Annotated in this window: 36 protein-coding genes; all 36 read left to right on the top strand. The window is 62.8% G+C overall.

Translation table 11 applies throughout. From position 1 onward, the window contains the following. Positions 1–21 precede the first annotated feature (21 nt). The 36 genes from aroC to rpsD all read left to right on the top strand — a co-directional run bounded on the left by aroC (position 22) and on the right by rpsD (position 21,324). A complete protein-coding gene (gene aroC / locus H6B51_RS03395) occupies positions 22–1,020 on the top strand; it encodes a chorismate synthase (RefSeq protein ID WP_418055055.1) in 999 nt (332 codons plus the stop codon). 14 nt (positions 1,021–1,034) lie between these two features. Beyond that, positions 1,035–2,198 (top strand): prephenate dehydratase, encoded by a 1,164-nt coding sequence (pheA, locus tag H6B51_RS03390; protein ID WP_204882330.1) that lies wholly within the window; start codon positions 1,035–1,037, stop codon positions 2,196–2,198. Beyond that, positions 2,195–2,701: a shikimate kinase gene (locus H6B51_RS03385; protein ID WP_204882329.1), complete on the top strand. Its 507-nt coding sequence runs from the start codon at positions 2,195–2,197 to the stop codon at positions 2,699–2,701. Before pheA ends, H6B51_RS03385 begins: the two co-directional genes overlap by 4 nt. After that, positions 2,698–3,135 carry a type II 3-dehydroquinate dehydratase gene (gene aroQ, locus H6B51_RS03380; protein WP_204882328.1) on the top strand — a complete coding sequence of 146 codons (438 nt, stop codon included), beginning with the start codon at positions 2,698–2,700 and terminating at the stop codon, positions 3,133–3,135. The genes H6B51_RS03385 and aroQ overlap by 4 nt, the downstream gene beginning before the upstream one ends. 28 nt (positions 3,136–3,163) lie before the next feature. Continuing rightward, positions 3,164–4,564, top strand: coding sequence for a shikimate dehydrogenase (gene aroE / locus H6B51_RS03375; RefSeq protein ID WP_204882327.1), 1,401 nt, complete (start codon positions 3,164–3,166; stop codon positions 4,562–4,564). Between the two features lie 183 nt (positions 4,565–4,747). After that, a complete protein-coding gene (locus H6B51_RS03370; protein ID WP_204882326.1) occupies positions 4,748–6,196 on the top strand; it encodes a glycosyltransferase family 39 protein in 1,449 nt (482 codons plus the stop codon). Between the two features lie 326 nt (positions 6,197–6,522). Beyond that, positions 6,523–6,837 (top strand): 30S ribosomal protein S10, encoded by a 315-nt coding sequence (gene rpsJ, locus H6B51_RS03365; RefSeq protein ID WP_006573401.1) that lies wholly within the window; start codon positions 6,523–6,525, stop codon positions 6,835–6,837. A 259-nt stretch (positions 6,838–7,096) separates the two neighbouring features. After that, positions 7,097–7,822 carry a 50S ribosomal protein L3 gene (rplC, locus tag H6B51_RS03360; RefSeq protein ID WP_204882325.1) on the top strand — a complete coding sequence of 242 codons (726 nt, stop codon included), beginning with the start codon at positions 7,097–7,099 and terminating at the stop codon, positions 7,820–7,822. Between the two features lie 17 nt (positions 7,823–7,839). Continuing rightward, positions 7,840–8,460 carry a 50S ribosomal protein L4 gene (gene rplD / locus H6B51_RS03355; RefSeq protein ID WP_204882324.1) on the top strand — a complete coding sequence of 207 codons (621 nt, stop codon included), beginning with the start codon at positions 7,840–7,842 and terminating at the stop codon, positions 8,458–8,460. After that, positions 8,460–8,759 carry a 50S ribosomal protein L23 gene (gene rplW, locus H6B51_RS03350; RefSeq protein WP_087240965.1) on the top strand — a complete coding sequence of 100 codons (300 nt, stop codon included), beginning with the start codon at positions 8,460–8,462 and terminating at the stop codon, positions 8,757–8,759. The genes rplD and rplW overlap by 1 nt, the downstream gene beginning before the upstream one ends. Before the next feature lie 15 nt (positions 8,760–8,774). Continuing rightward, positions 8,775–9,608, top strand: a complete 834-nt coding sequence (gene rplB, locus H6B51_RS03345) for a 50S ribosomal protein L2 (protein WP_204882323.1) — start codon at positions 8,775–8,777, stop codon at positions 9,606–9,608. A 15-nt stretch (positions 9,609–9,623) separates the two neighbouring features. Next, positions 9,624–9,896 (top strand): 30S ribosomal protein S19, encoded by a 273-nt coding sequence (gene rpsS / locus H6B51_RS03340; RefSeq protein WP_007494656.1) that lies wholly within the window; start codon positions 9,624–9,626, stop codon positions 9,894–9,896. Positions 9,897–9,912: 16 nt separating this feature from the next. After that, the gene (gene rplV / locus H6B51_RS03335; RefSeq protein ID WP_204882322.1) at positions 9,913–10,245 is read left to right on the top strand and encodes a 50S ribosomal protein L22; all 333 of its coding nucleotides are present in this window, start codon (positions 9,913–9,915) and stop codon (positions 10,243–10,245) included. Between the two features lie 15 nt (positions 10,246–10,260). Beyond that, on the top strand, positions 10,261–11,124 hold the full coding sequence (rpsC, locus tag H6B51_RS03330; protein WP_204882321.1) for a 30S ribosomal protein S3: 864 nt from the start codon (positions 10,261–10,263) through the stop codon (positions 11,122–11,124). Further along, complete coding sequence (gene rplP, locus H6B51_RS03325; protein WP_204882320.1) at positions 11,124–11,558, top strand: 50S ribosomal protein L16; 435 nt, start codon at positions 11,124–11,126, stop codon at positions 11,556–11,558. The genes rpsC and rplP overlap by 1 nt, the downstream gene beginning before the upstream one ends. Then, positions 11,555–11,758 carry a 50S ribosomal protein L29 gene (rpmC, locus tag H6B51_RS03320; RefSeq protein ID WP_470382107.1) on the top strand — a complete coding sequence of 68 codons (204 nt, stop codon included), beginning with the start codon at positions 11,555–11,557 and terminating at the stop codon, positions 11,756–11,758. The genes rplP and rpmC overlap by 4 nt, the downstream gene beginning before the upstream one ends. A 17-nt stretch (positions 11,759–11,775) precedes the next feature. After that, entirely contained in the window at positions 11,776–12,036 is a 261-nt protein-coding gene (rpsQ, locus tag H6B51_RS03315) for a 30S ribosomal protein S17 (protein ID WP_007494646.1), read from the top strand. Between the two features lie 12 nt (positions 12,037–12,048). After that, positions 12,049–12,417, top strand: coding sequence for a 50S ribosomal protein L14 (gene rplN / locus H6B51_RS03310; protein ID WP_204882318.1), 369 nt, complete (start codon positions 12,049–12,051; stop codon positions 12,415–12,417). Positions 12,418–12,433: 16 nt separating this feature from the next. Beyond that, the gene (gene rplX, locus H6B51_RS03305) at positions 12,434–12,751 is read left to right on the top strand and encodes a 50S ribosomal protein L24 (protein WP_243421114.1); all 318 of its coding nucleotides are present in this window, start codon (positions 12,434–12,436) and stop codon (positions 12,749–12,751) included. Positions 12,752–12,768: 17 nt separating this feature from the next. After that, positions 12,769–13,323, top strand: coding sequence for a 50S ribosomal protein L5 (gene rplE / locus H6B51_RS03300; RefSeq protein WP_275967496.1), 555 nt, complete (start codon positions 12,769–12,771; stop codon positions 13,321–13,323). Between the two features lie 14 nt (positions 13,324–13,337). After that, positions 13,338–13,523, top strand: coding sequence for a type Z 30S ribosomal protein S14 (locus tag H6B51_RS03295; RefSeq protein ID WP_006573415.1), 186 nt, complete (start codon positions 13,338–13,340; stop codon positions 13,521–13,523). A 372-nt stretch (positions 13,524–13,895) separates the two neighbouring features. Further along, positions 13,896–14,294 (top strand): 30S ribosomal protein S8, encoded by a 399-nt coding sequence (gene rpsH / locus H6B51_RS03290; protein WP_204882317.1) that lies wholly within the window; start codon positions 13,896–13,898, stop codon positions 14,292–14,294. A 16-nt stretch (positions 14,295–14,310) separates the two neighbouring features. After that, a complete protein-coding gene (gene rplF / locus H6B51_RS03285; RefSeq protein WP_204882316.1) occupies positions 14,311–14,859 on the top strand; it encodes a 50S ribosomal protein L6 in 549 nt (182 codons plus the stop codon). Between the two features lie 14 nt (positions 14,860–14,873). Next, the gene (gene rplR / locus H6B51_RS03280; RefSeq protein WP_204882315.1) at positions 14,874–15,233 is read left to right on the top strand and encodes a 50S ribosomal protein L18; all 360 of its coding nucleotides are present in this window, start codon (positions 14,874–14,876) and stop codon (positions 15,231–15,233) included. Positions 15,234–15,250: 17 nt separating this feature from the next. Further along, a complete protein-coding gene (gene rpsE / locus H6B51_RS03275; RefSeq protein WP_204882314.1) occupies positions 15,251–15,751 on the top strand; it encodes a 30S ribosomal protein S5 in 501 nt (166 codons plus the stop codon). A gap of 14 nt (positions 15,752–15,765) precedes the next feature. Further along, a complete protein-coding gene (gene rpmD / locus H6B51_RS03270) occupies positions 15,766–15,948 on the top strand; it encodes a 50S ribosomal protein L30 (RefSeq protein ID WP_204882313.1) in 183 nt (60 codons plus the stop codon). A gap of 13 nt (positions 15,949–15,961) precedes the next feature. Next, the gene (gene rplO / locus H6B51_RS03265) at positions 15,962–16,402 is read left to right on the top strand and encodes a 50S ribosomal protein L15 (RefSeq protein ID WP_204882312.1); all 441 of its coding nucleotides are present in this window, start codon (positions 15,962–15,964) and stop codon (positions 16,400–16,402) included. Beyond that, complete coding sequence (secY, locus tag H6B51_RS03260; protein ID WP_204882311.1) at positions 16,403–17,728, top strand: preprotein translocase subunit SecY; 1,326 nt, start codon at positions 16,403–16,405, stop codon at positions 17,726–17,728. Between the two features lie 15 nt (positions 17,729–17,743). Beyond that, a complete protein-coding gene (locus H6B51_RS03255) occupies positions 17,744–18,376 on the top strand; it encodes an adenylate kinase (protein ID WP_204882310.1) in 633 nt (210 codons plus the stop codon). A gap of 12 nt (positions 18,377–18,388) precedes the next feature. Continuing rightward, positions 18,389–19,141 carry a type I methionyl aminopeptidase gene (gene map, locus H6B51_RS03250; RefSeq protein WP_204882340.1) on the top strand — a complete coding sequence of 251 codons (753 nt, stop codon included), beginning with the start codon at positions 18,389–18,391 and terminating at the stop codon, positions 19,139–19,141. A gap of 2 nt (positions 19,142–19,143) precedes the next feature. Continuing rightward, positions 19,144–19,422 carry a KOW domain-containing RNA-binding protein gene (locus H6B51_RS03245; RefSeq protein WP_204882309.1) on the top strand — a complete coding sequence of 93 codons (279 nt, stop codon included), beginning with the start codon at positions 19,144–19,146 and terminating at the stop codon, positions 19,420–19,422. Positions 19,423–19,426: 4 nt separating this feature from the next. Continuing rightward, positions 19,427–19,645 (top strand): translation initiation factor IF-1, encoded by a 219-nt coding sequence (gene infA, locus H6B51_RS03240; RefSeq protein WP_204882308.1) that lies wholly within the window; start codon positions 19,427–19,429, stop codon positions 19,643–19,645. Between the two features lie 109 nt (positions 19,646–19,754). Next, positions 19,755–19,868: a 50S ribosomal protein L36 gene (gene rpmJ / locus H6B51_RS03235; protein WP_006573428.1), complete on the top strand. Its 114-nt coding sequence runs from the start codon at positions 19,755–19,757 to the stop codon at positions 19,866–19,868. Positions 19,869–19,887: 19 nt separating this feature from the next. Further along, positions 19,888–20,256, top strand: coding sequence for a 30S ribosomal protein S13 (rpsM, locus tag H6B51_RS03230; protein WP_087335593.1), 369 nt, complete (start codon positions 19,888–19,890; stop codon positions 20,254–20,256). Between the two features lie 15 nt (positions 20,257–20,271). Then, positions 20,272–20,673, top strand: coding sequence for a 30S ribosomal protein S11 (rpsK, locus tag H6B51_RS03225; RefSeq protein WP_007494608.1), 402 nt, complete (start codon positions 20,272–20,274; stop codon positions 20,671–20,673). Between the two features lie 21 nt (positions 20,674–20,694). Beyond that, entirely contained in the window at positions 20,695–21,324 is a 630-nt protein-coding gene (gene rpsD / locus H6B51_RS03220; RefSeq protein WP_204882307.1) for a 30S ribosomal protein S4, read from the top strand. Positions 21,325–21,334: the final 10 nt, after the last annotated feature.

The following is a 21,334-nucleotide window of genomic DNA, read 5'->3' as shown; positions in this document are numbered from 1 at the left end:
TCCCACGGCCCTGCCATCGGCGTGGTGGTGGAGGGGGTGCCCGCCGGGCTGGACCTGGACCTGGAGCAGGTGCAGAAGGAGCTGGACCGGCGCAAACCGGGCCAGGACCCCACCGCCACTGCCCGCAAGGAGAGCGACCGGGTGGAGGTGCTGTCCGGGGTGTTTGAGGGCAAGACCACCGGGGCCCCCCTGGCCATGGTGATCCGCAATGCCGACCAGCACTCCGGCGATTATGAATCCATCCGCTACACCCCCCGGCCGGGCCATGGGGACTACGCCGGATTCATCAAAAGCCAGGGCTGCCTGGATTATCGGGGGGGCGGCCACTTCTCCGGCCGGCTCACCGCCCCCCTGGTGGCCGCCGGGGCGGTGGCCAAGCAGGTGCTGGCCGGTCGGGGCGTGTGGGTGGGAGCCCACATCAGCTCCATCTACGGCATCTGCGACGCCTCCCTGGAGGACACCGAGGACCTGAAAGGGGTGGCCGCCAAAGCCTTCCCCGTGCTGGACGACGGCAAGGGGGAGGAGATGCGCCAGGCCATTCTGGAGGCCAAGGAGGAGCAGGACAGTGTGGGAGGCGCCATCGAGTGCGCCGTCACCGGCCTGCCCGCCGGGCTGGGTGCCCCCGACTTCGGCTGCAACGTGGAGGGGGTTTTTTCCCAGTACCTCTTTGCCGTCCCTGCCGTCAAGGGGGTGGACTTCGGCGCCGGGGTGGCCTTCTCCCTCATGCGGGGCAGCGAGGCCAACGACCCCTTTGAGGTACGGGACGGAAAGGTGGTCACCCGCACCAACCACGCCGGTGGGGTCAACGGGGGCATCACCAACGGCATGCCGGTGACCTTTGAGGTCACCATCCGGCCCACGCCTTCCATCTCCCTGCCCCAGGAGAGCGTGGACCTGCGCACCGGGGAAGAGGTGGAGATCGAGATCAAGGGCCGGCACGACCCCTGCATCGTCCCCCGGGCGGTGCCGGTGATCGAGGCTGCCGCCGCCCTGGCCGCCTGCCAGGTGCTGGGGTTGTAAAGGAGCGAATGGATATGACCGAACTGGAGCAATACCGCCGGGAGATCGACCGCATCGACGGGGAACTGGTCCGCCTTTTCCTGGAGCGGATGGAGGTCACCGGGAAAGTGGGGGAATATAAGCAGGGTCAGGGTATCCCGGTGCTGGACGCCGGGCGGGAAAAAGAGGTCATTGCCGCCCGGGCCGCCCTCACCGATGACCCCGCCCGGAAGGCCGATCTGGCCGCCCTGTATGAGAGCATCATGGCCATCTCCCGCCGCCAGCAGCGCCACCTGGTGAAGGAGGGGGCGGAGGACCCGGGCTACGCCTCCTGGCTGGCCGACCTGGCCCGGGCGCGCCAGCCGGTGGCCAATCCCCGGGTTGCCTACCAGGGGGAACCGGGGTGCTACAGCGAGGAGGCCGCCGTGGGCTTTTTCGGCAGGGAGGTGAACAGCGCCGGCAAGGCCTGGTTCACCGACGTGTTCGCCGCCCTGGAGGGGGGCGAGGCCGACTACGCCGTGCTGCCGGTGGAGAACTCCTCCACCGGCTCCATCCGCCAGGTGTACGATCTGCTGGCCCAGTACCGCTATTCCATCGTGGGGGAGTGGCAGGTGCCGGTGGTACACTGCCTTATGGCCCTGCCCGGGGTGGCTCTGGAGGACATTCAGACGGTGTACTCCCATGAGCAGGGGCTGATGCAGTGCGAAAAGTACCTGGACAGTCACCGGGAGTGGAAGCGGGTGCCCACCCTGGACACCGCCGGGTCTGCCAAGCTGGTGGCCCAGACCGGGGACCGGACCGCCGCCGCCATCTGCTCCCGCCGGGCGGCGGAGCTCTATGGCCTCCATATCCTGGCAGAAGGGGTCAACTATAACACCATGAACCACACCCGGTTTGCCGTGGTGTCCCCTGTTCCCGAGCTGCGGCCCGGCCGGAACAAGATCAGCGCCATGTTCCGCCTGCCCCACCAGAGCGGCTCCCTCCACGAGATCCTCACCATCTTCGCCGTCCAGGGCCTGAACCTGCTGAAGCTGGAGTCCCGGCCCATTCCCGGCCGGGGCTGGGAGTACCTGTTCTTTCTGGACTTCACCGGCGATCTGGCCGCCGACGGCATGGACGGGGTGCTCCATGAGCTGAGCCAGCTGGCGGCGGAGTTCCGGATCCTGGGGAACTACCGGGCCTGGGAGGAGCGGCCATGAGGAAGAACATCGTGCTCATCGGCATGCCCGGCTGCGGCAAGACCGCCGTGGGCCGCATCCTGGCCCAGCTGCTGGACCTGCCCCTGGTGGACACCGACGAGCTGGTGGAGCGGGCCGCCGGGGCCACCATCCCGGAGATCTTTGCCGCGGAGGGGGAGTTGGCCTTCCGGGACCGGGAGACTGCCGCCGCCCGGCAGGCCGCCGGGCTGGAGGGGACGGTCATCGCCACCGGCGGGGGGATGGTCCTCCGGCCGGAGAACATGGAGGCCCTGGGGGCCACCGGGGTGATCTTCTTCCGGGACCGGGCCCTGGAGGCTATCATCGGGGAGGACCACAGCGGTCGGCCCCTGGTGGGCAGCCAGCCGGATAAGCTGAAAAAACTGTATACGGAGCGGATCGAGCTCTATCGAAAATACGCTCAGTATACCATTTCCAACACCGATACCGCCCAGGCGGCGGCGGAACAGATCGCCGCTCTTTATGAACAGGAGGCGAGGGTATGAAATTCCTCATCATCAACGGGCCCAACCTGAACCTGCTGGGCAAGCGGGAGCCGGGTATTTACGGGCAGAATACCTATGAGGCCCTGTGCCGGCGGCTGAAGGACTTTGCCGCTGCCCACGGCTCCACGGCGGACTGCTTCCAGTCCAACCACGAGGGGGCCATCCTCGACGCCATCCACGGGGCCGATGGGGTGTACGACGCCATCATCATGAACCCCGGGGCCTACACCCACTACTCCTACGCCATCCTGGACGCCCTGAAGGCGGTGGACGCGCCCTGCATCGAGGTCCACATCTCCAACGTCCACCAGCGGGAGGAGTTCCGCCACAAGAGCGTCACCGCCCCCGCCTGCGTAGGGCAGATCTGTGGCCTGGGACTCTACGGCTACGAGGCGGCCATTGGTTACTTTCTCTCCAGAGAAACTAATCCATGAGAGCTTCCATCATAAATAAGGAGAAAGCATGAAACATCCCTCTGTACCCCTGCCCCGCATCGGTATGCGGGTCATCAAGACCGCCGTGGCGGTGATGGTATCCTACGCCCTCTTCCTCCCCTTCGGGCTCACCTATCGGGAGGAGCTGGGGGGTGTGCTGGGCCAGATGGGGCCCCTGTACGCCTGCATCGCCTGCATCATCTGCACCCAGAGCACCTTGGGCCAGACCTTCCATCAGGGTCTGTCCCGTCTCATCGGCGTGCTGGTGGGCGGCGTGCTGGGCACCGCCACCCTGCTGCTGGGCCCCGCCCTGGAGAATTTTTGGCTCAAAACCCTGGTGCTGGGGGCGGTGTGTGTGGCAGGGGTGTGGCTCTGCCTGCTCATCAAGCGGCCCACCGCCTGCGGTATGGCCTGCATCCTGCCCTGCGTCATTCTTATCACCGGGGTCACTGGAGTGACCCGGTACTATTACGCCATTGCCCGGATGATCGAGACCATTGTGGGCCTGCTCATTGCCCTGGCGGTGAACGCCGCCCTCCCTGACCACCGGCCGGTAGAGGAACGGAGAGAGATCGATATGAAGGTAGAAGTGAAAAATTCCACCCGAAAGCTCTGCGTCATCGGGGACCCGGTGGGCCACTCCAAGTCCCCCCTGCTCCACAATACCATGCTGAAGGCCCTGGGGCTGGACTATGTGTACCTGTGCCAGCCGGTGCCCCGGGGGCAGTGTAAGCAGTGGCTGGACTGCGCCAAGTTCGCCGGCTACGCCGGGTTCAACGCCACCATGCCCCACAAGGAGGAGCTGGTGCCCCTGATGGATGAGCTGGACGGGGACGCCCGGCTCATCGGAGCGGTGAACACGGTGTGCATCCGGGATGGAAAGGCTTACGGCTACAACACCGACGGGGAGGGGTTCCTCCGGGCCCTGGACGACGAGGGCATCCACCCGGCGGGGATGAAGATCCTCATCCTGGGGGCGGGAGGCGCCGCCAAGGCGGTGTGCCTCAAGCTGGTCCAGGCGGGGGCGCAGCTGACGGTGTGCAACCGCACGGTGGAGAAGGCGGAGGAGCTGTGCGCCTTCGACCCCCTCCATATGCGCCCCGCCGGATTTGACCGGGCCACCTTATATAAGGAGGCGACCGCCTGTGACCTGCTGGTAAACTGCACCTCCCTGGGCATGGAGGGGGCCGCCGGGCAGTTTGAGGACTTCACCTTTCTGGACGGGCTGAAAACGGGTACGGCGGTGGTGGATCTCATCTACGCCCCCGCTGAGACCGAGCTGCTGTGGCAGGCCAGACACCGGGGCCACAAGACGGTGAACGGGCTGGGTCTGCTGGTAAATCAGGCGGTGCTGGCCCTGGAGTACTTCACCGGGCAGCCCATCGACGCTGCGGAGATGAAAAAGTTGTTGGCGGACAAGCTGCCCTGATGGGTGGCCCCACACGGTTTGGGACGATTTCTTTCCAAAGCAGCCCCGCTGGAACCGCCGGCGGGGCTGCTTTTGGACGGATGAACGGGACTGGCGGCCAACGGGCGCATCGACCCGGACTTGACAGAAGGAGGGGTGGGGGATAGAATTTCTGTCACAGAGAAACGGAAAGGAGCGTACACCATGAAAACCTGTCTGGGGGCTCTGCCCGCTCTGTTGACCCGGATCATGCTGGCCCTGTTTATCGCCCTGATGGCCTGCACCCTGTATCTGGGGGCGTTTCAAAACGGCGAGACCCAAAAAGCCTTCGGGCTGGGCCTGCTGGCCCTGGCCGCCATGGTGCTGGTGCTGCCTCTGCTGTCCCGGCTGCTGGCCAGGCTGGGGCCCCTGTGGGCCTGGGTGATTCTCACCCTGCTGTGCCTGGCGGTTAAGGGGGCCTGGATCCTGCTGGTGCGGGTGCCCCAGGCCTACGACTACGCCACCTTCTGGTCCTACGCCCAGCAGCTGGCCCAGCAGGATACGCTGGCCTACGGCCGGTATATGGCCCTTTTTCCCCATGTGTTCGGCTACTCCTCCTTCCTGAGCTGGTTTATCCGGCTGTTCGGGGAGGGAGAGCTGGTGGCCCAGTGGGTCAACGTGGTCCTCACTGCCATCTCGGGCAGCTTCCTCTTCCTCATCGGCAAGCGGTGGTGGGGCCTGGCCGGGGGGATCTCGGTCTATCTGCTGTGGATCGCCTGCCCCTCCCAGACCATGTATAACGTCTTTGCCCTGTCCGAGCCCCTGTACACCACCCTGCTGCTGGCGGTGCTGACCCTTATCGCCTGGGCGGAGGAGGGAAAGAAGCTGCCGGTAGTGGTGGGCCTGGCGGCGGGGGTGCTGCTGCGGCTGTTCCAGGGAGTGCGGCCCATCGCCGCAGTGGTGCTCATTGCCCTGGTGATCTGGCGGTTCTGCCTGAAGCCGGAGGAGCTGGGCCGCCGGGAGGGCCGGCGGTACTGGCTGCCCCTGGTGGGGCTGACGCTGGCGGCCTATCTGGTCACCGGTCCCCTGTGGAACGCCCATCTGGCCGCCCGCATCGGGGAGGAGCCGGCCACCAGCTCGGGCTACAGCTTCCTGGTGGGGTTCAACTACAACTACAGCGGCCAGTGGAACCAGGGGGACAGCGACCTGCTCTTCTCCTTCAGCAATGAGCCGGGGGCCACCGCCCAGCAGGCCCAGGAGAAGGCAATGGAGGCCGCCAAGGAGCGCATCACCTCCGGTCAGATCAATTTCCCCGCCCTGATGAAGGAGAAGATGAAAAATCTGATGGGCACCGACGACGCCTGCGTAAATTACTCCCGGGCGGTGCTCCGCCACCACGAGGCGTTCTCCCTGCTGTGCAATACCTTCTACTATGCCGTCCTGCTGCTGGGGGCGGCGGGGGCGGTGGTACTGTGGCGGCGGAACGACCGGTCCGCCATGCTGCTGCTGCCCCTGTATATCCTGGGGCTCACCTGCGCCCAGATGCTGGTGGAGGTGGCGGGGCGGTACCACTACTCCATCCTGCCTGCCCTTTTGCTGCTGGCCCAGCCGGTGCTCATGAGCCCCGCCCTGGACTGGAGAAAAATTTTGCGAAAAAAACGGGAAAGCCCTTGACAGTCCCTCGGTTTGAGTGTATCATTATCAAGCGCCTGTTTGGGGCGCATTGTGCGATGATGCGGGAGATTGCTCAGCAATGAGGTAACTTCCGCGGAGTATGTCCGAGCTAGAATCGGGCGGCTGAGGGATCTGTGCGCGGCGTATATCGCCATGCATGGAGTAAACCGGCCTGCTTGTGCCGGTTTTCTTCATGTCACGGAGTGATACGCACGGAAACGTGTACTGAAATCTCTCACCGTACGAAGCGAGGAAAACACCGCGCCGAGGCCCCGTGGACCCGGCCAGAGCGCACCACTTCGTATGTTTAAGGAGGAACAAACACCATGGCAGCTCAGAAAGAAATGATCCGCATCCGTCTGAAGGCCTACGATCACCAGCTCATCGACCAGAGCGCTGAGAAGATCGTTGAGACCGCCAAGCGCACCGGCGCTTCCGTGTCCGGCCCCATCCCTCTGCCCACCAAGAAGGAGGTCGTCACCATCCTGCGGGCCGTCCACAAGTACAAGGACAGCCGGGAGCAGTTCGAGCGCCGCACCCACAAGCGCCTGATCGACATCCTCAAGCCCTCTCCCAAGACCGTCGAGGCCCTGATGAGCCTGGAGCTCCCCGCCGGCGTGGAGATCGAGATCAAGCTGTAAGCGCCTGAGCCGTCGTGAGCAGCGGCACAGTGAACCGCGCAGACGAAAAAACAGGCGACGCCGAAGGCGGAGCGGCATTTTTCGCGGAGCGGTGAACAGTGACCGCGTTGCGAACAGGCGAAGCGTGATAACAGCGACCATTCCTTTGTTAGTACCGCGGCCTGTCGCGTTATTTGAGACAGGCGGGTCAAGTCGCGAGAGCAATACCGGCCCGATGGGTAACTCTCCCGACCAATAACCTTAATAAGGAGGAAAAAACATGGAAAAGGCCATTATCGGCAAGAAGGTCGGCATGACGCAGATCTTCGACGAAGCCGGCAAGGTCATCCCGGTCACCGTCATTGAGGCGGGCCCCTGCACCGTGGTGCAGAAGAAGACCGAGGAAAAGGACGGCTACAACGCCGTGCAGCTGGGCTACGAGGACGTAGCCGAGAAGAAGCTCACCAAGCCTGAGCTGGGTCACCTGAAGAAGGCCGGCGAGGCCCGGAAGAAGACCCTGAAGGAGTTCAAGCTGGCCAACTGCGACGCCCTCAACGTGGGCGACGAGGTGAAGGCCGATGTGTTCGCCGAGGGCGACCGGGTGGACGTGACCGGCATCAGCAAGGGCCACGGCTACCAGGGCGTCATCAAGCGCCATGGCGCCGCCCGCCTGAAGGAATCCCACGGTACCGGCCCTGTGCACCGTCACGCCGGCTCCATGGGCTCCAGCACCGATCCCTCCCGTATCTTCAAGGGCAAGATCGGCGCCGGCCAGATGGGCAACGAGCAGGTCACTGTTCTGAACCTGGACGTTATCAAGGTGGACTCCGAGCTGGGCATCATCGCCGTGCGCGGCGCTATCCCCGGCCCCAAGGGCGGCATCGTGTACCTGCGCAACTCCGTGATCAACGTCAAGGAGAAGGGTGCCGCCGCCGCCATCAGCGTCAACCCGCAGAAGGCTTCCGCCCGCGTCAATCCCCAGAAGGCTTCCGCCCGTAACAAGTAAGAAAGGAGAGAACTCAAATGCCTAAGGCAATTCTTGTGAACATGGCCGGCAACCAGGTCGGCGAAGTGGAGCTCTCCGAAGCTGTGTTCGGGATCGAGCCCAATCAGACCGTCGTCCACGAGGTGGTCAAGAACCACCTGGCCAACTGCCGGCAGGGCACCCAGAGTGCTCTGACCCGCGCCGAGGTCTCCGGCGGCGGCATCAAGCCCTGGCGCCAGAAGGGCACCGGCCGGGCCCGTCAGGGCTCCACCCGGGCTCCCCAGTGGACCCACGGCGGCATCGTGTTCGCCCCCAAGCCCCGGGACTACAGCTACGTGCTGAACAAGAAGGTCAAGCGCCTGGCCCTGAAGTCCGCCCTGTCCGCCAAGGCGGCTGAGGGCAACGTGATCGTGGTGGACGGCCTGGACCTGGATGCCATCAAGACCAAGACCATGCAGGGCTTCCTGAACACCGTGGGCGCCAAGAAGGCCGTGGTCGTCACCCCCGAGGTGAACGAGAACGTGCTCAAGTCCGCCCGCAACATTCCCGGCGTGGTGACCACCACCGCCAAGATCCTCAGCGTGTACGACATCGTGAACGCTGGCAAGTTTATCGTTGACAAGGCGGCCCTGGCCGTCATCGAGGAGGTGTTTGCGTAATGGCTACCACCGCTTATGATATCATCAAGCGCCCCATCATCACCGAGCAGTCCATGGCCGAGACCGAGGCCAAGAAGTACACCTTCGAGGTGGCCAAGGACGCGAACAAGATCGAGATCGCCAAGGCCGTGGAGGAGATCTTCGGCGTGAAGGTGGCCAAGGTCAACACCCTGAACATGCAGGGCAAGGCCAAGCGCACCGGCCGCTTCCCCGCCGGCCGCCGGGCCAACTGGAAGAAGGCTATGGTTACCCTGACCGAGGACTCCAAGACCATCGAGTTCTTCGAGGGCATGGTGTAAGGAGGAGAAGGAACAATGGCTATCAAAACTTATAAGCCCACTACGCCCTCCCGCCGCCACATGACCGTGAGCGCCTTCGAGGGCATCGATAAGAAGGCCAAGCCCGAGCGCAGCCTGCTGGAGAACCTGAAGAAGAATGCCGGCCGCAACAGCTACGGCCGCATCACCGTCCGCCATCGCGGCGGCGGCAACAAGAAGAAGTACCGCATCATCGACTTCAAGCGCAACAAAGAGGGCACCGCTACTGTCATCAACCTGCAGTACGACCCCAACCGCTCCGCCAACATCGCCCTGATCCAGTACGAGGACGGCGAGAAGCGCTATATCCTGGCTCCCGTGGGTCTGAAGGCCGGCCACATCATCATGACCGGCCCCGAGGCCGACATCCTGCCCGGCAACTGCCTGCCCATCGCCAACATCCCCGTGGGCGAGATGATCCACTGTGTGGAGCTCTACCCCGGCAAGGGCGCTCAGCTGGTCCGCGCCGCCGGCGAGGCCGCTCAGCTCATGGCCAAGGAGAACGGCATGGCTCAGGTCCGTCTGCCCTCCGGCGAGGTCCGCTACGTCCGTGAGGAGTGCAAGGCCACCATCGGTCAGGTTGGCAACACCGACTGGGCCAACATCCAGATCGGTAAGGCCGGCCGTAAGCGCCACATGGGCTGGCGGCCCACCGTCCGCGGCTCCGTCATGAACCCCAATGACCACCCCCACGGCGGCGGCGAGGGCAAGAGCCCCGTCGGTCGTCCCGGCCCTGTGACTCCTTGGGGCAAGCCCGCCATGGGTTACAAGACCCGCAAGGGCAAGAACCGCACCGAGAAGTTCATCGTGAAGCACCGCAACGCGAAGTAAGGGAGGCAGTAAAAGATGAGCAGAAGTATCAAGAAAGGCCCCTTTTGCGCCCCCGAGCTGCTGAAGCGGGTCGATGAGATGAACCAGACTGGCGAGAAGAAGGTGCTGAAGACCTGGAGCCGCGCCTCCACCATCTTCCCCTCCTTTGTCGGTCACACCTTTGCCGTGCACGACGGCCGCAAGCATGTGCCCGTCTACGTCACCGAGGATATGGTTGGCCACAAGCTGGGCGAGTTCGCCCCCACCCGTACCTTCCGCGGCCACGCCGGCAGCAAGACTGGTAAGTAAGGAGGAGAGAGAGAACATGGAAGCTAAAGCACATCTGAGATATGCCCGTATCTCTCCCCGCAAGGTCCAGATCGTCTGCGACCTGATCCGCGGCAAGAGCGTGGCCCAGGCCAACGCCATTCTGATGACCACCCCCAAGGCCGCCTCCGAGCTGCTGCTGAAGCTCCTCAAGAGCGCCGCCGCCAACGCGGAGAACAACCACCAGATGGATCCCGAGAAGCTGTATGTTTCCCAGGTGTTCGCCTGCCCCGGCCCCATCATCAAGCGGATGATGCCCCGGGCCCAGGGCCGCGCCTATCGGATCAACAAGCGGACTTCTCACATCACCATCGCTGTGGCTGAGCGCTAAGGGAGGAGGAAGAATATGGGACAGAAAGTCAATCCCCACGGCCTGCGCGTGGGCGTCATTAAGGACTGGGACTCCCGCTGGTATGCCCGCAATGAGAAGGTGGGCGACCTGCTGGTGGAGGACAAGAAGATCCGGGACTACCTGAAGAAGACCCTGTATTCCGCCGGTATCCCCAAGATCGAGATCGAGCGTGACAACGCCAAGGTGCGCATCTATCTGCACTGCGCCCGTCCCGGCGTGGTCATCGGCAAGGGCGGCGAGGCCATTGAGGCTCTGCGCCTGAAGCTGGAGAAGATGATCGGCAAGGCCGTGGCCCTCAACATCGTTGAGGTCAAGAGCCCCGATATGGACGCTCAGCTGGTGGCCGAGAACATCGCCCAGCAGCTGGAGAAGCGCATCGGCTTCCGCCGGGCCATGAAGAACGCCATGGGTCGCGCCATGCGTATGGGCGCCCGGGGCATCAAGACCCAGGTGTCCGGCCGTCTGGGCGGCGCTGAGATCGCCCGCACCGAGCACTATCACGACGGCACCATCCCCCTGCAGACCCTGCGGGCCGACATCGACTACGGCTTTGCTGAGGCTGCCACCACCTACGGCCGCATCGGCGTGAAGGTGTGGATCTACAAGGGCGAGGTGCTCACTCAGACCCTGCGTACCACCCCCCGTACCCTGGACACCAAGAACTTCAAGGAGCGGGATCAGCGTCCTCGCCGGGATCGCCGCGACGGCGACCGCAAGGGCGGCTTTAACCGCAACGGCGGCTTCAACCGCAACGGCGGCAACCGCCAGGGTGGCTTCAACAACAACCGTCCCCAGGGCGGTGCCCGTCCCCAGGGCGGCGCCCGCACTGCTGCTCCCAAGGAAGGAGGCTCCAACTAATGCTGCTGCCGAAGAGAGTGAAATACCGCCGCGTGCATCGCGGCCGCCTGAAGGGCAAGGCCATGCGCGGCAACACCGTGACCTACGGTGAGTTCGGCCTGCAGGCCGTTGAGCCCAGCTGGATCACCAGCAACCAGATCGAGGCCGCCCGTATCGCCATGACCCGTTACACCAAGCGTGGCGGTAAGGTTTGGATCAAGATCTTCCCCGATAAGCCCATCACCGAGAAGCCCGCTGAGACCCGCATGGGTTCCGGTAAGGGCTCCCCCGAGTACTGGGTGGCCGTGGTCAAGCCCGGCCGTGTTATGTTCGAGATCGCCGGCGTCTCCGAGGAGGTCGCCCGCGAGGCCCTGCGTCTCGCTTCCCACAAGCTGCCTGTCAAGTGCAAGATCGTGGCGAAAGAGACCGCCGAGACCGAGAATGGTGGTGAATGAAGATGAAGGCTACTGAAATCCGTAAGATGAGCGCCAGCGAGCTGGAGAGCAAGCTGGGCGACCTGAAGAAGGATCTCTTCCAGCTCCGTCTTCAGCATGCCACCAATCAGCTGGAGAACCCGGTGAAGATCGCCGAGGTCAAGCGGGACATCGCCCGTGTAAAGACCATCATCCGTGAGCAGCAGCTCGCAGGCCGATAAGAAGGAGGAGCTAGAACATGGAAAACAGAACTTCTTCCCGTAAGACCAGAGTCGGCCTGGTGGTTTCCGATAAGATGGACAAGACCGTGGTGGTGGCCATTGCCGACCGTGTGGCCCACCCCCTGTACAAGAAGATCGTCAAGAGCACCTACAAGCTGAAGGCTCATGACGAGAAGAACGAGTGTGGCATCGGCGACCGCGTCCGGGTCATGGAGACCCGGCCCCTGTCCAAGGACAAGCGTTGGCGGGTCGTTGAGATCATCGAAAAGGCGAAGTAAGGAGGTGTCGGTATGATTCAGCAGGAAACTTATCTGAAGGTGGCCGACAACACCGGCGCCAAGGAGATCAAGACCATCCGTGTGCTGGGCGGCTCCAGCCGTAAGTTCGGCAACATCGGCGACGTTGTGGTGGCTTCCGTGCGCAAGGCTCAGCCCGGCGGCACCGTGAAGAAGGGCGAGGTCGTCAAGGCCGTTATCGTCCGTTCCGCCAAGGGCGTTCGCCGTGCCGACGGCAGCTATGTCCGCTTTGACGAGAACGCCGCCGTTCTCATTAAGGACGACAAGAATCCCCGCGGTACCCGTATCTTTGGGCCCGTGGCCCGCGAGCTGCGCGACAAGGATTATATGAAGATCCTGTCCCTGGCTCCCGAAGTGCTGTAAGGGGGTAGGAGAAGACATGAACAAGATGAGCATTCGTAAGGACGATACCGTTATCGTTCTGTCCGGCAAGGACAAGGGCAAGCAGGGCAAGGTCCTGGAGGTTATGCCTAAGGACGGCAAGGTGGTTGTGGAGAAGGTCAATGTGGTCTCCCGTCACACCAAGCCCCGCCGTCAGGGCGAGCAGGGCGGCATCATCAAGAAGGAAGCCCCCATCTACGCCTGCAAGGTGCAGCGTGTCTGCCCCAAGTGCAACAAGCCCACCCGGCCCGCTCACAAGCTGCTGGCCGACGGCAAGAAGGTCCGCGTCTGCAAGAAGTGCGGCGCCGAGATCTGAGAGAGGAGGAGTGAAACATGTCTGAGAAGAAAATGCCCAATCTGAAGGCCAAGTATCAGGCCGAGGTCGCTCCTGCTCTCATGCAGAAGTTCGGCTACAAGAGCTCCATGGAGATCCCCCGCATCGACAAGATCGTGGTCAACTGTGGCTGCGGCGAGGCCCGGGACAACTCCAAGGTGCTGGAGGCTGTGGTGGGCGACCTGACCAAGATCACCGGTCAGAAGGCCATCATCACCAAGGCCAAGAAGTCCGTGGCTAACTTCAAGCTCCGCGAGGGTATGCCCATCGGCGCCAAGGTCACCCTGCGTGCCGACCGGATGTGGGAGTTCCTGGACCGCCTGTTCAATGTGGCCCTCCCCCGTGTCCGTGACTTCCGGGGCATCAACGGCAACTCCTTTGACGGCCGCGGCAACTATGCCCTGGGCATCAAGGAGCAGCTGATCTTCCCCGAGATCGAGTACGACAAGATCGACAAGATCCGCGGCCTGGACGTGGTCATCTGCACCACCGCCAAGACCGACGAAGAGGCCAAAGAGCTGCTGACCCTCATCGGCGCGCCCTTTGCCCGGTAAAGGAGGAGAACGTAATGGCTAAGAAGTCTATGATCCTGAAGCAGCAGGCGGAGCCCAAGTTCTCCACCCGCCGCTACAACCGCTGCAAGATCTGCGGCCGCCCCCACGCCTACCTGCGGGACTACGGCATCTGCCGTATCTGCTTCCGCGAGCTGGCCTACAAGGGCCAGATCCCCGGTGTGAAGAAGGCCTCCTGGTAAGCAGGAACCGTAACAGTTACGCAAGCGCCCGCGCCCGACGTGGAACACACGTCAGGCGCTTGCGTTGCGTTACGCCCTTTTTGAATTTGTCTAAAAGTTCAAAAAGTAAAATTCTCCGTATAGGAGAAAAACCCGTTGATTGTGGCGATCTTACTGTGAAAAGTGAATAACCGGGCCGCTCTGCTGGGGGGTGGCTAGGGCATTCCTCCAAAAGTTTTGGAATACGACATTTTCTACTTTTCACAGCGGGGTTTTCACGATATAATATTTCCTTGGCAGACGGCTAACAGGTCGGAGCCTCGCGAACTCCGATACCTTGCCGCCTTAACGGGCTTTCTCACGGGTCCGTAAATCAAGAAGGAGGGTAAACTCATGCACATCACAGACCCCATTGCGGATATGCTGACCCGCATCCGCAACGCGAACAATGCGAAGCATGACACCGTGGACGTTCCCGCGTCCAACATGAAGAAATCCATCGCGCAGATCCTGCTGGACGAGGGCTATATCAAGAACTTCCAGCTGATCGACGACGGTACTCAGGGTGTCATCCGCGTAACTCTGAAGTACAACCCCGGCAAGGAGAAGGTCATCACCGGCCTTCGCCGCGTTTCCAAGCCCGGCCTGCGTGTCTATGCCGGTGCTGACGAGCTGCCCCGCGTCCTCCGTGGCCTGGGCATTGCCATCGTATCCACGTCCAAGGGCGTCATGACCGACAAGGCCGCCCGCGCGGCTCATGTCGGCGGCGAGGTCCTGGCGTTTGTCTGGTAAGGAGGGAGAGTAGAATATGTCTCGTATCGGAAGAATGCCGATCTCCATCCCCGCCGGTGTGGACGTGAAGATCGAAGCCGGTAACCTGGTTACCGTGAAGGGCCCCAAGGGCACTCTGACCCAGCAGCTGCACCCCAACATGAACATTGCCCAGGAGGGCGATGTGATCCATGTCACCCGTCCCAATGACGAGAAGGAGAACCGCAGCCTCCACGGCCTGACCCGCACCCTGCTGAACAACATGGTGGTGGGCGTGACCGAGGGCTACAAGAAGGAGCTGGACGTGAACGGCGTCGGCTACCGTGTGGCCAAGGAAGGCAACAAGCTGGTCATGAACCTGGGCTTCTCCCATCAGGTGATCGTCGAGGAGATCGACGGCATCTCCATCGAGGTGCCCAGCGCCAACAAGATCGTCATCAGCGGCGTCGACAAGCAGAAGGTCGGCCAGTTCGCCGCCGAAGTCCGCGAGAAGCGTCCCCCCGAGCCTTATAAGGGCAAGGGCATCAAATACACCGACGAGGTCATCCGCCGCAAGGAAGGCAAGACCGGCGTCAAGAAGAAATAAGGAGGTGTGCCACTATGATCAACAGACCCGATACCAACGCTCAGCGGCTTAAGCGCCACAAGAGAGTGCGCGGCAAGATTTCCGGCACGCCCGAGCGTCCCCGTCTCAACGTGTTCCGCAGCAACACCAACATCTATGCCCAGATCATCGACGATGTGAACGGCAAGACCCTGGTGTCCGCTTCCTCCATGGAAAAGGGCTTTGAGGGCAAGGGCTCCGACTGCGAGGCCGCCAAGAAGGTGGGCCTGGCTGTCGCCGAGCGCGCCAAGGCCGCCGGCATCGAGACCGTCGTGTTTGACCGCGGCGGCTACGTGTACCACGGCCGCGTGCAGGCCCTGGCCGAAGGCGCCCGCGAGGGCGGCCTGCAGTTCTAAGGGAGGAGGAAGAATAAATGGCTCGTTTTGAAAGAGAACCCAGCGAGTTCACCGAGAAGCTGGTTGCCCTGAACCGCGTGTCCAAGACCGTCAAGGGCGGCCGTATCTTCAAGTTTGCCGCCCTGATGGTGGTAGGCGACGAGAAGGGCCGCGTGGGCTTCGGCCTTGGTAAGGCCGCTGAGGTGCCCGAGGCCATCCGCAAGGGCATCGAGGATGCCAAGAAGCATATGTGCAATGTGACTCTGTCCGGCACTACCATTCCCCACGAGGTCATCGGTGAGTTCGGCGCCGGCCGCGTGCTGCTCAAGCCCGCTGCCCCCGGTACCGGCATCATCGCCGGCGGCCCCGTCCGCGCCGTCATGGAGGCCGCCGGCATCCGTGATATCCGCGCCAAGTGCCTGCGCTCCAACAACCCGCAGAATGTGGTCTCCGCCACCTTTGAGGGCCTGAAGGCTCTCCGTGGCCCTGAGGAGATCTCCCGCATCCGCGGCAAGAGCGTCAGCGAGATCGTAGGTTAAGGAGGGCCGTAAACATGGCTAATCTGAACATCAAGCTGGTCAAGAGCCTGAACGGCCGGATCGCCAAGCATAAGGCCACCGCCGAGGCTCTGGGCCTGCGCCACATCGGCGACACCACCGTACAGCCCGACAACGAGGCCACCCGCGGCAAGATCGCCCACATCGGCTACCTGCTGCAGGTGTCCGAGGAACAGTAAGGAGGTGCGCGAAATGAATCTGCATGATCTGTCTCCCGCTGCCGGCTCCAACCCCAAGGCTTACCGCAAGGGCCGCGGCAACGGTTCCGGCAACGGCAAGACCGCCGGCCGCGGTCAGAAGGGCCAGTGGGCCCGCTCCGGCGGCGGTGTCCGCGTGGGTTTTGAGGGCGGCCAGATGCCTCTGACCCGCCGCATCCCCAAGCGCGGCTTCAACAACATCTTCGCCAAGCGTCTGGAGGCCATCAACGTCTCCGCCCTGGAGAAGTTCGAGGACGGCGCCACCGTCAATGTCTGCGACCTGCTGGAGAAGGGCATCCTCTCCAAGTGCGAGTATGGCTACAAGGTGCTGGGCAACGGCACCCTGACCAAGAAGCTGATCGTCCGTGCCTCCGCTTTCTCCGCCTCCGCCAAGGAGAAGATCGTGGCTGCTGGCGGAAAGTACGAGGTGGTCTAAGTGATCCAGACCATCCGTAACGCGTGGAAGATCCCCGAGCTGCGCAAGAAGATCCTCTTTACCATCTTCGCGCTGCTCATCTTCCGGCTGGGCTCGGTGGTCCCTGTCCCCTTCATCGACAGTGACCTGCTGGGCAATACGCTCAACAGCATGGGAGGCATCTTCTCCCTGCTGGGCACCATGAACGGCACCGCCTTCTCCATGGCCGCCGTCTTTGCCCTGGGTGTACAGCCGTATATCAACAGCTCCATCATCATCCAGCTGCTCACCGTAGCCATCCCCGCCCTGGAGCGTCTCCAGCGGGAGGGCGGCGAGGAGGGCCGGAAGAAGATCGCGGCCATCACCCGTTACGTGACTGTGGCTATCGCTATCCTCCAGGGTCTGGGTTACTACACCCTGATCGCCAACACCAACAGCGGCGCCCTGCTGGACACCGCCGGTCTCCCCGGCTGGTGGGCCGCCATCGTGATCATCCTTTGCTTTACTGCCGGTTCCGCCTTTGTCATGTGGCTGGGTGAGCAGATCACCGAGTTCGGCATCGGCAACGGCATCTCCATCATCCTGTTTGCCGGCATCCTGTCCCGGATCCCCGGCATGGTCACCACCATGTACACCGGCATTCAGAACAACCTCAACGGGGTCACCGACAGCTTCAACCTGCCCTGGTGGGGCGCCATCCTGATCGTCATCGGTATGCTGGCCATCGTGGTGCTCATTGTGTTCATCCAGAACTCCGAGCGCCGCATCCCTGTCCAGTACGCCAAGCGGGTGGTGGGCCGCAAGATGTACGGCGGCCAGTCCAGCCACATCCCCCTGAAGGTGAATATGAGCGGCGTTATGCCCATCATCTTTGCCCAGGCCATTGCCTCTCTGCCTGCTACCATCGGTATGTTCTTTGGCAAGAGCGCCCAAAGTGAGGGCGGCTGGGGTGTGTTCCTGCGAATTTTCGATACTACCAGCATCATCTATATTGTGGTTTACTTCCTGCTGATCGTTGGCTTTAGCTACTTCTACTCCACCATGCAGTTCAACCCCGTGGAGGTGGCCAACAACCTGAAGAAGAATGGCGGGTTCATCCCTGGCTTCCGTCCCGGCAAGCCCACCGCCGACTTTATCCACAAGGTACTGGGTAAGATCACCATGTTCGGCGCGCTTTACCTGGCGATCATCGCCATCGCTCCCATCATCACCGGCGCCATTATCGGCGTCAACAGCCTGGCCATTGGCGGTACCTCCGTCATCATTGTGGTGGGCGTTGCCCTGGAGACCACCAAGGCCATGGAGGCTCAGATGATGATGCGGCATTACAAGGGCTTCCTGGAGTAATAAAGGGGAGAGATTATGAAAATCATCCTTTTGGGCGCCCCTGGCGCCGGTAAGGGTACCCAGGCTGAGCTGATCAGCAAGAAACTGGGTATTCCTACCATCTCCACCGGAAACATTCTGCGGGCTGCCGTAAAGGCGGAGACCCCTGTGGGCCTGCAGGCCAAGAGCTATATGGACGCCGGCAAGCTGGTGCCCGATGAGGTCATTATCGGGATCATTCAGGAGCGGCTGGCCCAGAGCGACTGTGCCGGCGGCTTTATCCTGGACGGGGTGCCCCGCACCATCGCCCAGGCCCAGGCCCTGGATGCCCATGGTATCCACTTTGATGCGGTGCTCTCCCTGGAGATCGCTGACAGCGTCATCGAGGCCCGGATGACGGGCCGGCGGACCTGCCACAGCTGCGGCGCAACCTACCATGTCAAGGCGGCTCCTCCCAAGCAGGAGGGGATCTGCGACAAGTGTGGCGGGGTGCTGGAGCAGCGCAAGGATGACCAGCCGGAGACCGTCAAGCACCGGCTGGAGGTCTACCACAACGAGACCGAGCCCTTGAAGGGTTACTATCAGGCCCACGGCGTGCTGAAGAGCGTGCCCGACCTGGGCGGGATCGAGGAGACCAACGATAAGATCATGGAATTGCTGGGGAAGTGATTTGAGATGGAAATGATCTCACTGAAATCCCCAAGGGAGATTGAGCTCATGCGCCGGGCTGGGCGGCTCACCGCCCAGGCCCGGGCGCTGGCCGGCTCCATGGTGCGCCCCGGTGTCACCACCCACGAGATCGACACCGCGGTGCGCCGTTTCATCGAGAGCCATGGAGCCAAGCCCTCCTTCCTGGGCTACAGCGGCTTTTCCGGCTCTGCCTGCATCTCTATCAACGAGCAGGTGATCCATGGCATTCCCGGTCCCCGGAAGCTGAATGAGGGCGACATCGTCAGCATTGACGTGGGCGCCTATCTGGACGGGTTCCATGGCGACTGCGCCGCTACCTTCCCCTGCGGAGAGGTGAGCGACGAGGCCATGCGGCTCATCCGGGTCACCGAGCAGAGCTTCTGGGAGGGCATCCGTCTGGCCCGGCCGGGCAAGCGGGTGTTTGACATTTCCCACGCCGTTCAGCAGTATGTGGAGGCCAACGGCTTCTCCGTGGTGCGGGACTTTGTGGGGCATGGCGTGGGAGCAAAACTCCACGAGCCTCCCGAGGTACCCAACTACGGCCCCGCCGGCCACGGGCCCCGGCTCCAGCCGGGTATGACGCTGGCGGTGGAGCCCATGGTGTGCGCAGGCGACTGGCGGGTGAAGGTGCTCAAGGACGGCTGGACCACGGTGTCTGCCGACGGCAGCCTGACCGCCCACTATGAGAACACCATCCTCATCACCGACGGGGAGCCGGAAGTGCTTACCGTGGCGGAGGCCTGACCATGACGCTGGAACTGCCGCGGATCGTCCGCTCACTGGCGGGGCATGACAAGGGAGAGCTGTTTTGTGTCCTGGACACAGACGGGCCCTATCTGCTGCTCTGCGACGGGAAGCGGCGCAAGACTGAATCCCCCAAGCGGAAAAAGACCGTCCACACGGCCCCCGTTGGGGACAGCCAACACCCTGCTCTGGACCGGCTCCGGGCGGGGAACCCCATCACCAACCGAGAGGTGCGGAGGGCGCTGGCCGCTTTCCGAGTTGAAGAGTCAAGGAGGGTATGACGCTTTGGCAAAAGACGATATGATCGAAGTGGAGGGCGTCGTCACCGAGTCCCTTCCCAATACCACGTTCCATGTGGACATCGGAAACGGCCACATTATTCTGGCCCACATCTCCGGCAAGCTGCGGATGAATTTTATCCGCATCCTGCCCGGGGACAAGGTCACCGTGCAGATGTCCCCCTACGATTTGACCCGGGGCCGGATCACCTGGCGTTCCAAGTGATCCATCCCCTTTGGCGGCTTGCCGCCCACCCTATCAATGACCGGCGCGGGTCAGCGGGGCCTTGCCTCCGCCGCGCCGGGGCCATCAGGCTCTACAGGAGGTTAATGACATGAAAGTTAGACCGTCCGTGAAGCCCATGTGCGAGAAGTGCAAGATCATCAAGCGCAAGGGCAAGGTCATGGTTATTTGCGAAAACCCCAAGCATAAGCAGAGACAAGGTTAATAGGAGGTGCTGAAACAGTATGGCACGTATTGCTGGCATTGATTTGCCCAAGGATAAGCGGGTCGAGATCGGCCTTACCTATATCTTTGGTATCGGGCGCACCAGCGCCAACAAGATCCTGGCTGAGGCCGGTATCAACCCCGACACCCGCGTGAAGGATCTGACCGAGGCCGACGAGGCTAAGCTGCGCGAGATCATCAGCCACAGCTACACTGTGGAGGGCGACCTCCGCCGTGACGTGGCGATGGATATCAAGCGTCTCACTGAGATCGGCTGCTACCGGGGCATGCGGCACCGCAAGGGTCTGCCCGTCCGCGGTCAGCGTTCCAAGACCAACGCTCGTACCCGTAAGGGTCCCAAGCGCACCGTCGCCAACAAGAAGAAGTAAGGGAGGGAGAGACACATGGCTACCGCTACCAAGGGTAAGAAGGTTATCCGTAAGCGCCGTGAGCGCAAGAACGTTGAAAAGGGCCAGGTGCATATCCGCTCTTCCTTCAACAACACCATGGTCACTGTGACCGATATGGGCGGCAACGCCCTGTCCTGGGCCTCCTCCGGCGGCCTGGGCTTCCGGGGCTCCCGGAAATCCACTCCCTTCGCCGCTCAGACCGCTGCCGAGACTGCCGCCAAGGCTGCCATGGAGCACGGCCTGAAGACCGTGGAGGTGTACGTGAAGGGTCCCGGCGCCGGCCGTGAGGCCGCCATCCGCGCCCTGCAGGCCGTGGGCCTGGAGGTCACCCTGATCAAGGACGTGACCCCCATTCCCCACAACGGCTGCCGTCCGCCCAAGCGCCGCCGCGTGTAAGAGAAGGAGGAGTTACGAATTATGGCTAGATATACCGGAGCAGTCTGCCGCCAGTGCCGCAGAGAGGGCCAGAAGCTCTTCCTGAAGGGCGACCGCTGCTACACCGACAAGTGCGCCATGGAGCGCCGTCCCTTTGCCCCCGGCATGCACAACCAGGGCCGGGCCAAGAAGCTGTCCGAGTACGGCATGCAGCTGCGGGAGAAGCAGAAGGCCCGCCGCTACTACGGCGTGCTGGAGAGCCAGTTCCGCAAGTACTATGAGATGGCCGCCGCCCGCAAGGGTGTCACCGGCGACAACCTGCTGTCCATCCTGGAGACCCGCCTGGACAATGTGATCTACCGTCTGGGCTTCGCCATGAGCCGTCCTGAGGCCCGTCAGCTGGTCCGTCACGGTCACTTCACCATCAACGGCCATCGGGTGGACATCCCCTCCTACCTGGTCAAGCCCGGCGAAGTCATCGCCCTGAAGGAGACCAGCCGGAGCAAGGACAAGTTCAAGGCTTCCCTGGAGGCCAACGGTTCCCGTCCCGCTCCCAAGTGGCTGGACTTCGATCAGAACAATCTGGTGGCCAAGGTGGTGGCCCTCCCCGCCCGCGAGGACGTGGATCTGCCCATCGAGGAGCACCTGATCGTCGAGCTGTACTCCAAGTAATCGTGCTTGT

The sequence above is a fragment of the Pseudoflavonifractor phocaeensis genome, assembly GCF_016901955.1.
GTDB lineage: Bacteria > Bacillota > Clostridia > Oscillospirales > Oscillospiraceae > Flavonifractor > Flavonifractor phocaeensis_A.
The sequence above is the reverse complement of the archived record's forward strand: the minus strand, read 5'-3'. Positions and strand labels throughout refer to the sequence as shown.

Bases quoted from the DNA above. Each gene is read 5' to 3' on its own strand.
- H6B51_RS03255 (WP_204882310.1), top strand. From the start codon at position 17,744: ATGAAAATCATCCTTTTGGGCGCCCCTGGCGCCGGTAAGGGTACCCAG.
- rpmC (WP_470382107.1), top strand. From the start codon at position 11,555: ATGAAGATGAAGGCTACTGAAATCCGTAAGATGAGCGCCAGCGAGCTG.
- rplD (WP_204882324.1), top strand. From the start codon at position 7,840: ATGCCTAAGGCAATTCTTGTGAACATGGCCGGCAACCAGGTCGGCGAA.
- rpmJ (WP_006573428.1), top strand. From the start codon at position 19,755: ATGAAAGTTAGACCGTCCGTGAAGCCCATGTGCGAGAAGTGCAAGATC.
- H6B51_RS03295 (WP_006573415.1), top strand. From the start codon at position 13,338: ATGGCTAAGAAGTCTATGATCCTGAAGCAGCAGGCGGAGCCCAAGTTC.
- rplC (WP_204882325.1), top strand. From the start codon at position 7,097: ATGGAAAAGGCCATTATCGGCAAGAAGGTCGGCATGACGCAGATCTTC.
- H6B51_RS03385 (WP_204882329.1), top strand. From the start codon at position 2,195: ATGAGGAAGAACATCGTGCTCATCGGCATGCCCGGCTGCGGCAAGACC.
- aroQ (WP_204882328.1), top strand. From the start codon at position 2,698: ATGAAATTCCTCATCATCAACGGGCCCAACCTGAACCTGCTGGGCAAG.
- rpsC (WP_204882321.1), top strand. From the start codon at position 10,261: ATGGGACAGAAAGTCAATCCCCACGGCCTGCGCGTGGGCGTCATTAAG.
- rplX (WP_243421114.1), top strand. From the start codon at position 12,434: ATGAACAAGATGAGCATTCGTAAGGACGATACCGTTATCGTTCTGTCC.
- rpmD (WP_204882313.1), top strand. From the start codon at position 15,766: ATGGCTAATCTGAACATCAAGCTGGTCAAGAGCCTGAACGGCCGGATC.
- rplR (WP_204882315.1), top strand. From the start codon at position 14,874: ATGATCAACAGACCCGATACCAACGCTCAGCGGCTTAAGCGCCACAAG.
- rplW (WP_087240965.1), top strand. From the start codon at position 8,460: ATGGCTACCACCGCTTATGATATCATCAAGCGCCCCATCATCACCGAG.
- rpsE (WP_204882314.1), top strand. From the start codon at position 15,251: ATGGCTCGTTTTGAAAGAGAACCCAGCGAGTTCACCGAGAAGCTGGTT.
- rpsH (WP_204882317.1), top strand. From the start codon at position 13,896: ATGCACATCACAGACCCCATTGCGGATATGCTGACCCGCATCCGCAAC.
- rplP (WP_204882320.1), top strand. From the start codon at position 11,124: ATGCTGCTGCCGAAGAGAGTGAAATACCGCCGCGTGCATCGCGGCCGC.
- rpsS (WP_007494656.1), top strand. From the start codon at position 9,624: ATGAGCAGAAGTATCAAGAAAGGCCCCTTTTGCGCCCCCGAGCTGCTG.
- H6B51_RS03245 (WP_204882309.1), top strand. From the start codon at position 19,144: ATGACGCTGGAACTGCCGCGGATCGTCCGCTCACTGGCGGGGCATGAC.
- pheA (WP_204882330.1), top strand. From the start codon at position 1,035: ATGACCGAACTGGAGCAATACCGCCGGGAGATCGACCGCATCGACGGG.
- rpsJ (WP_006573401.1), top strand. From the start codon at position 6,523: ATGGCAGCTCAGAAAGAAATGATCCGCATCCGTCTGAAGGCCTACGAT.
- aroE (WP_204882327.1), top strand. From the start codon at position 3,164: ATGAAACATCCCTCTGTACCCCTGCCCCGCATCGGTATGCGGGTCATC.
- rplB (WP_204882323.1), top strand. From the start codon at position 8,775: ATGGCTATCAAAACTTATAAGCCCACTACGCCCTCCCGCCGCCACATG.
- rplN (WP_204882318.1), top strand. From the start codon at position 12,049: ATGATTCAGCAGGAAACTTATCTGAAGGTGGCCGACAACACCGGCGCC.
- map (WP_204882340.1), top strand. From the start codon at position 18,389: ATGATCTCACTGAAATCCCCAAGGGAGATTGAGCTCATGCGCCGGGCT.
- rpsD (WP_204882307.1), top strand. From the start codon at position 20,695: ATGGCTAGATATACCGGAGCAGTCTGCCGCCAGTGCCGCAGAGAGGGC.
- rplV (WP_204882322.1), top strand. From the start codon at position 9,913: ATGGAAGCTAAAGCACATCTGAGATATGCCCGTATCTCTCCCCGCAAG.
- rpsK (WP_007494608.1), top strand. From the start codon at position 20,272: ATGGCTACCGCTACCAAGGGTAAGAAGGTTATCCGTAAGCGCCGTGAG.
- rplF (WP_204882316.1), top strand. From the start codon at position 14,311: ATGTCTCGTATCGGAAGAATGCCGATCTCCATCCCCGCCGGTGTGGAC.
- rplO (WP_204882312.1), top strand. From the start codon at position 15,962: ATGAATCTGCATGATCTGTCTCCCGCTGCCGGCTCCAACCCCAAGGCT.
- rpsM (WP_087335593.1), top strand. From the start codon at position 19,888: ATGGCACGTATTGCTGGCATTGATTTGCCCAAGGATAAGCGGGTCGAG.
- H6B51_RS03370 (WP_204882326.1), top strand. From the start codon at position 4,748: ATGAAAACCTGTCTGGGGGCTCTGCCCGCTCTGTTGACCCGGATCATG.
- rplE (WP_275967496.1), top strand. From the start codon at position 12,769: ATGTCTGAGAAGAAAATGCCCAATCTGAAGGCCAAGTATCAGGCCGAG.
- rpsQ (WP_007494646.1), top strand. From the start codon at position 11,776: ATGGAAAACAGAACTTCTTCCCGTAAGACCAGAGTCGGCCTGGTGGTT.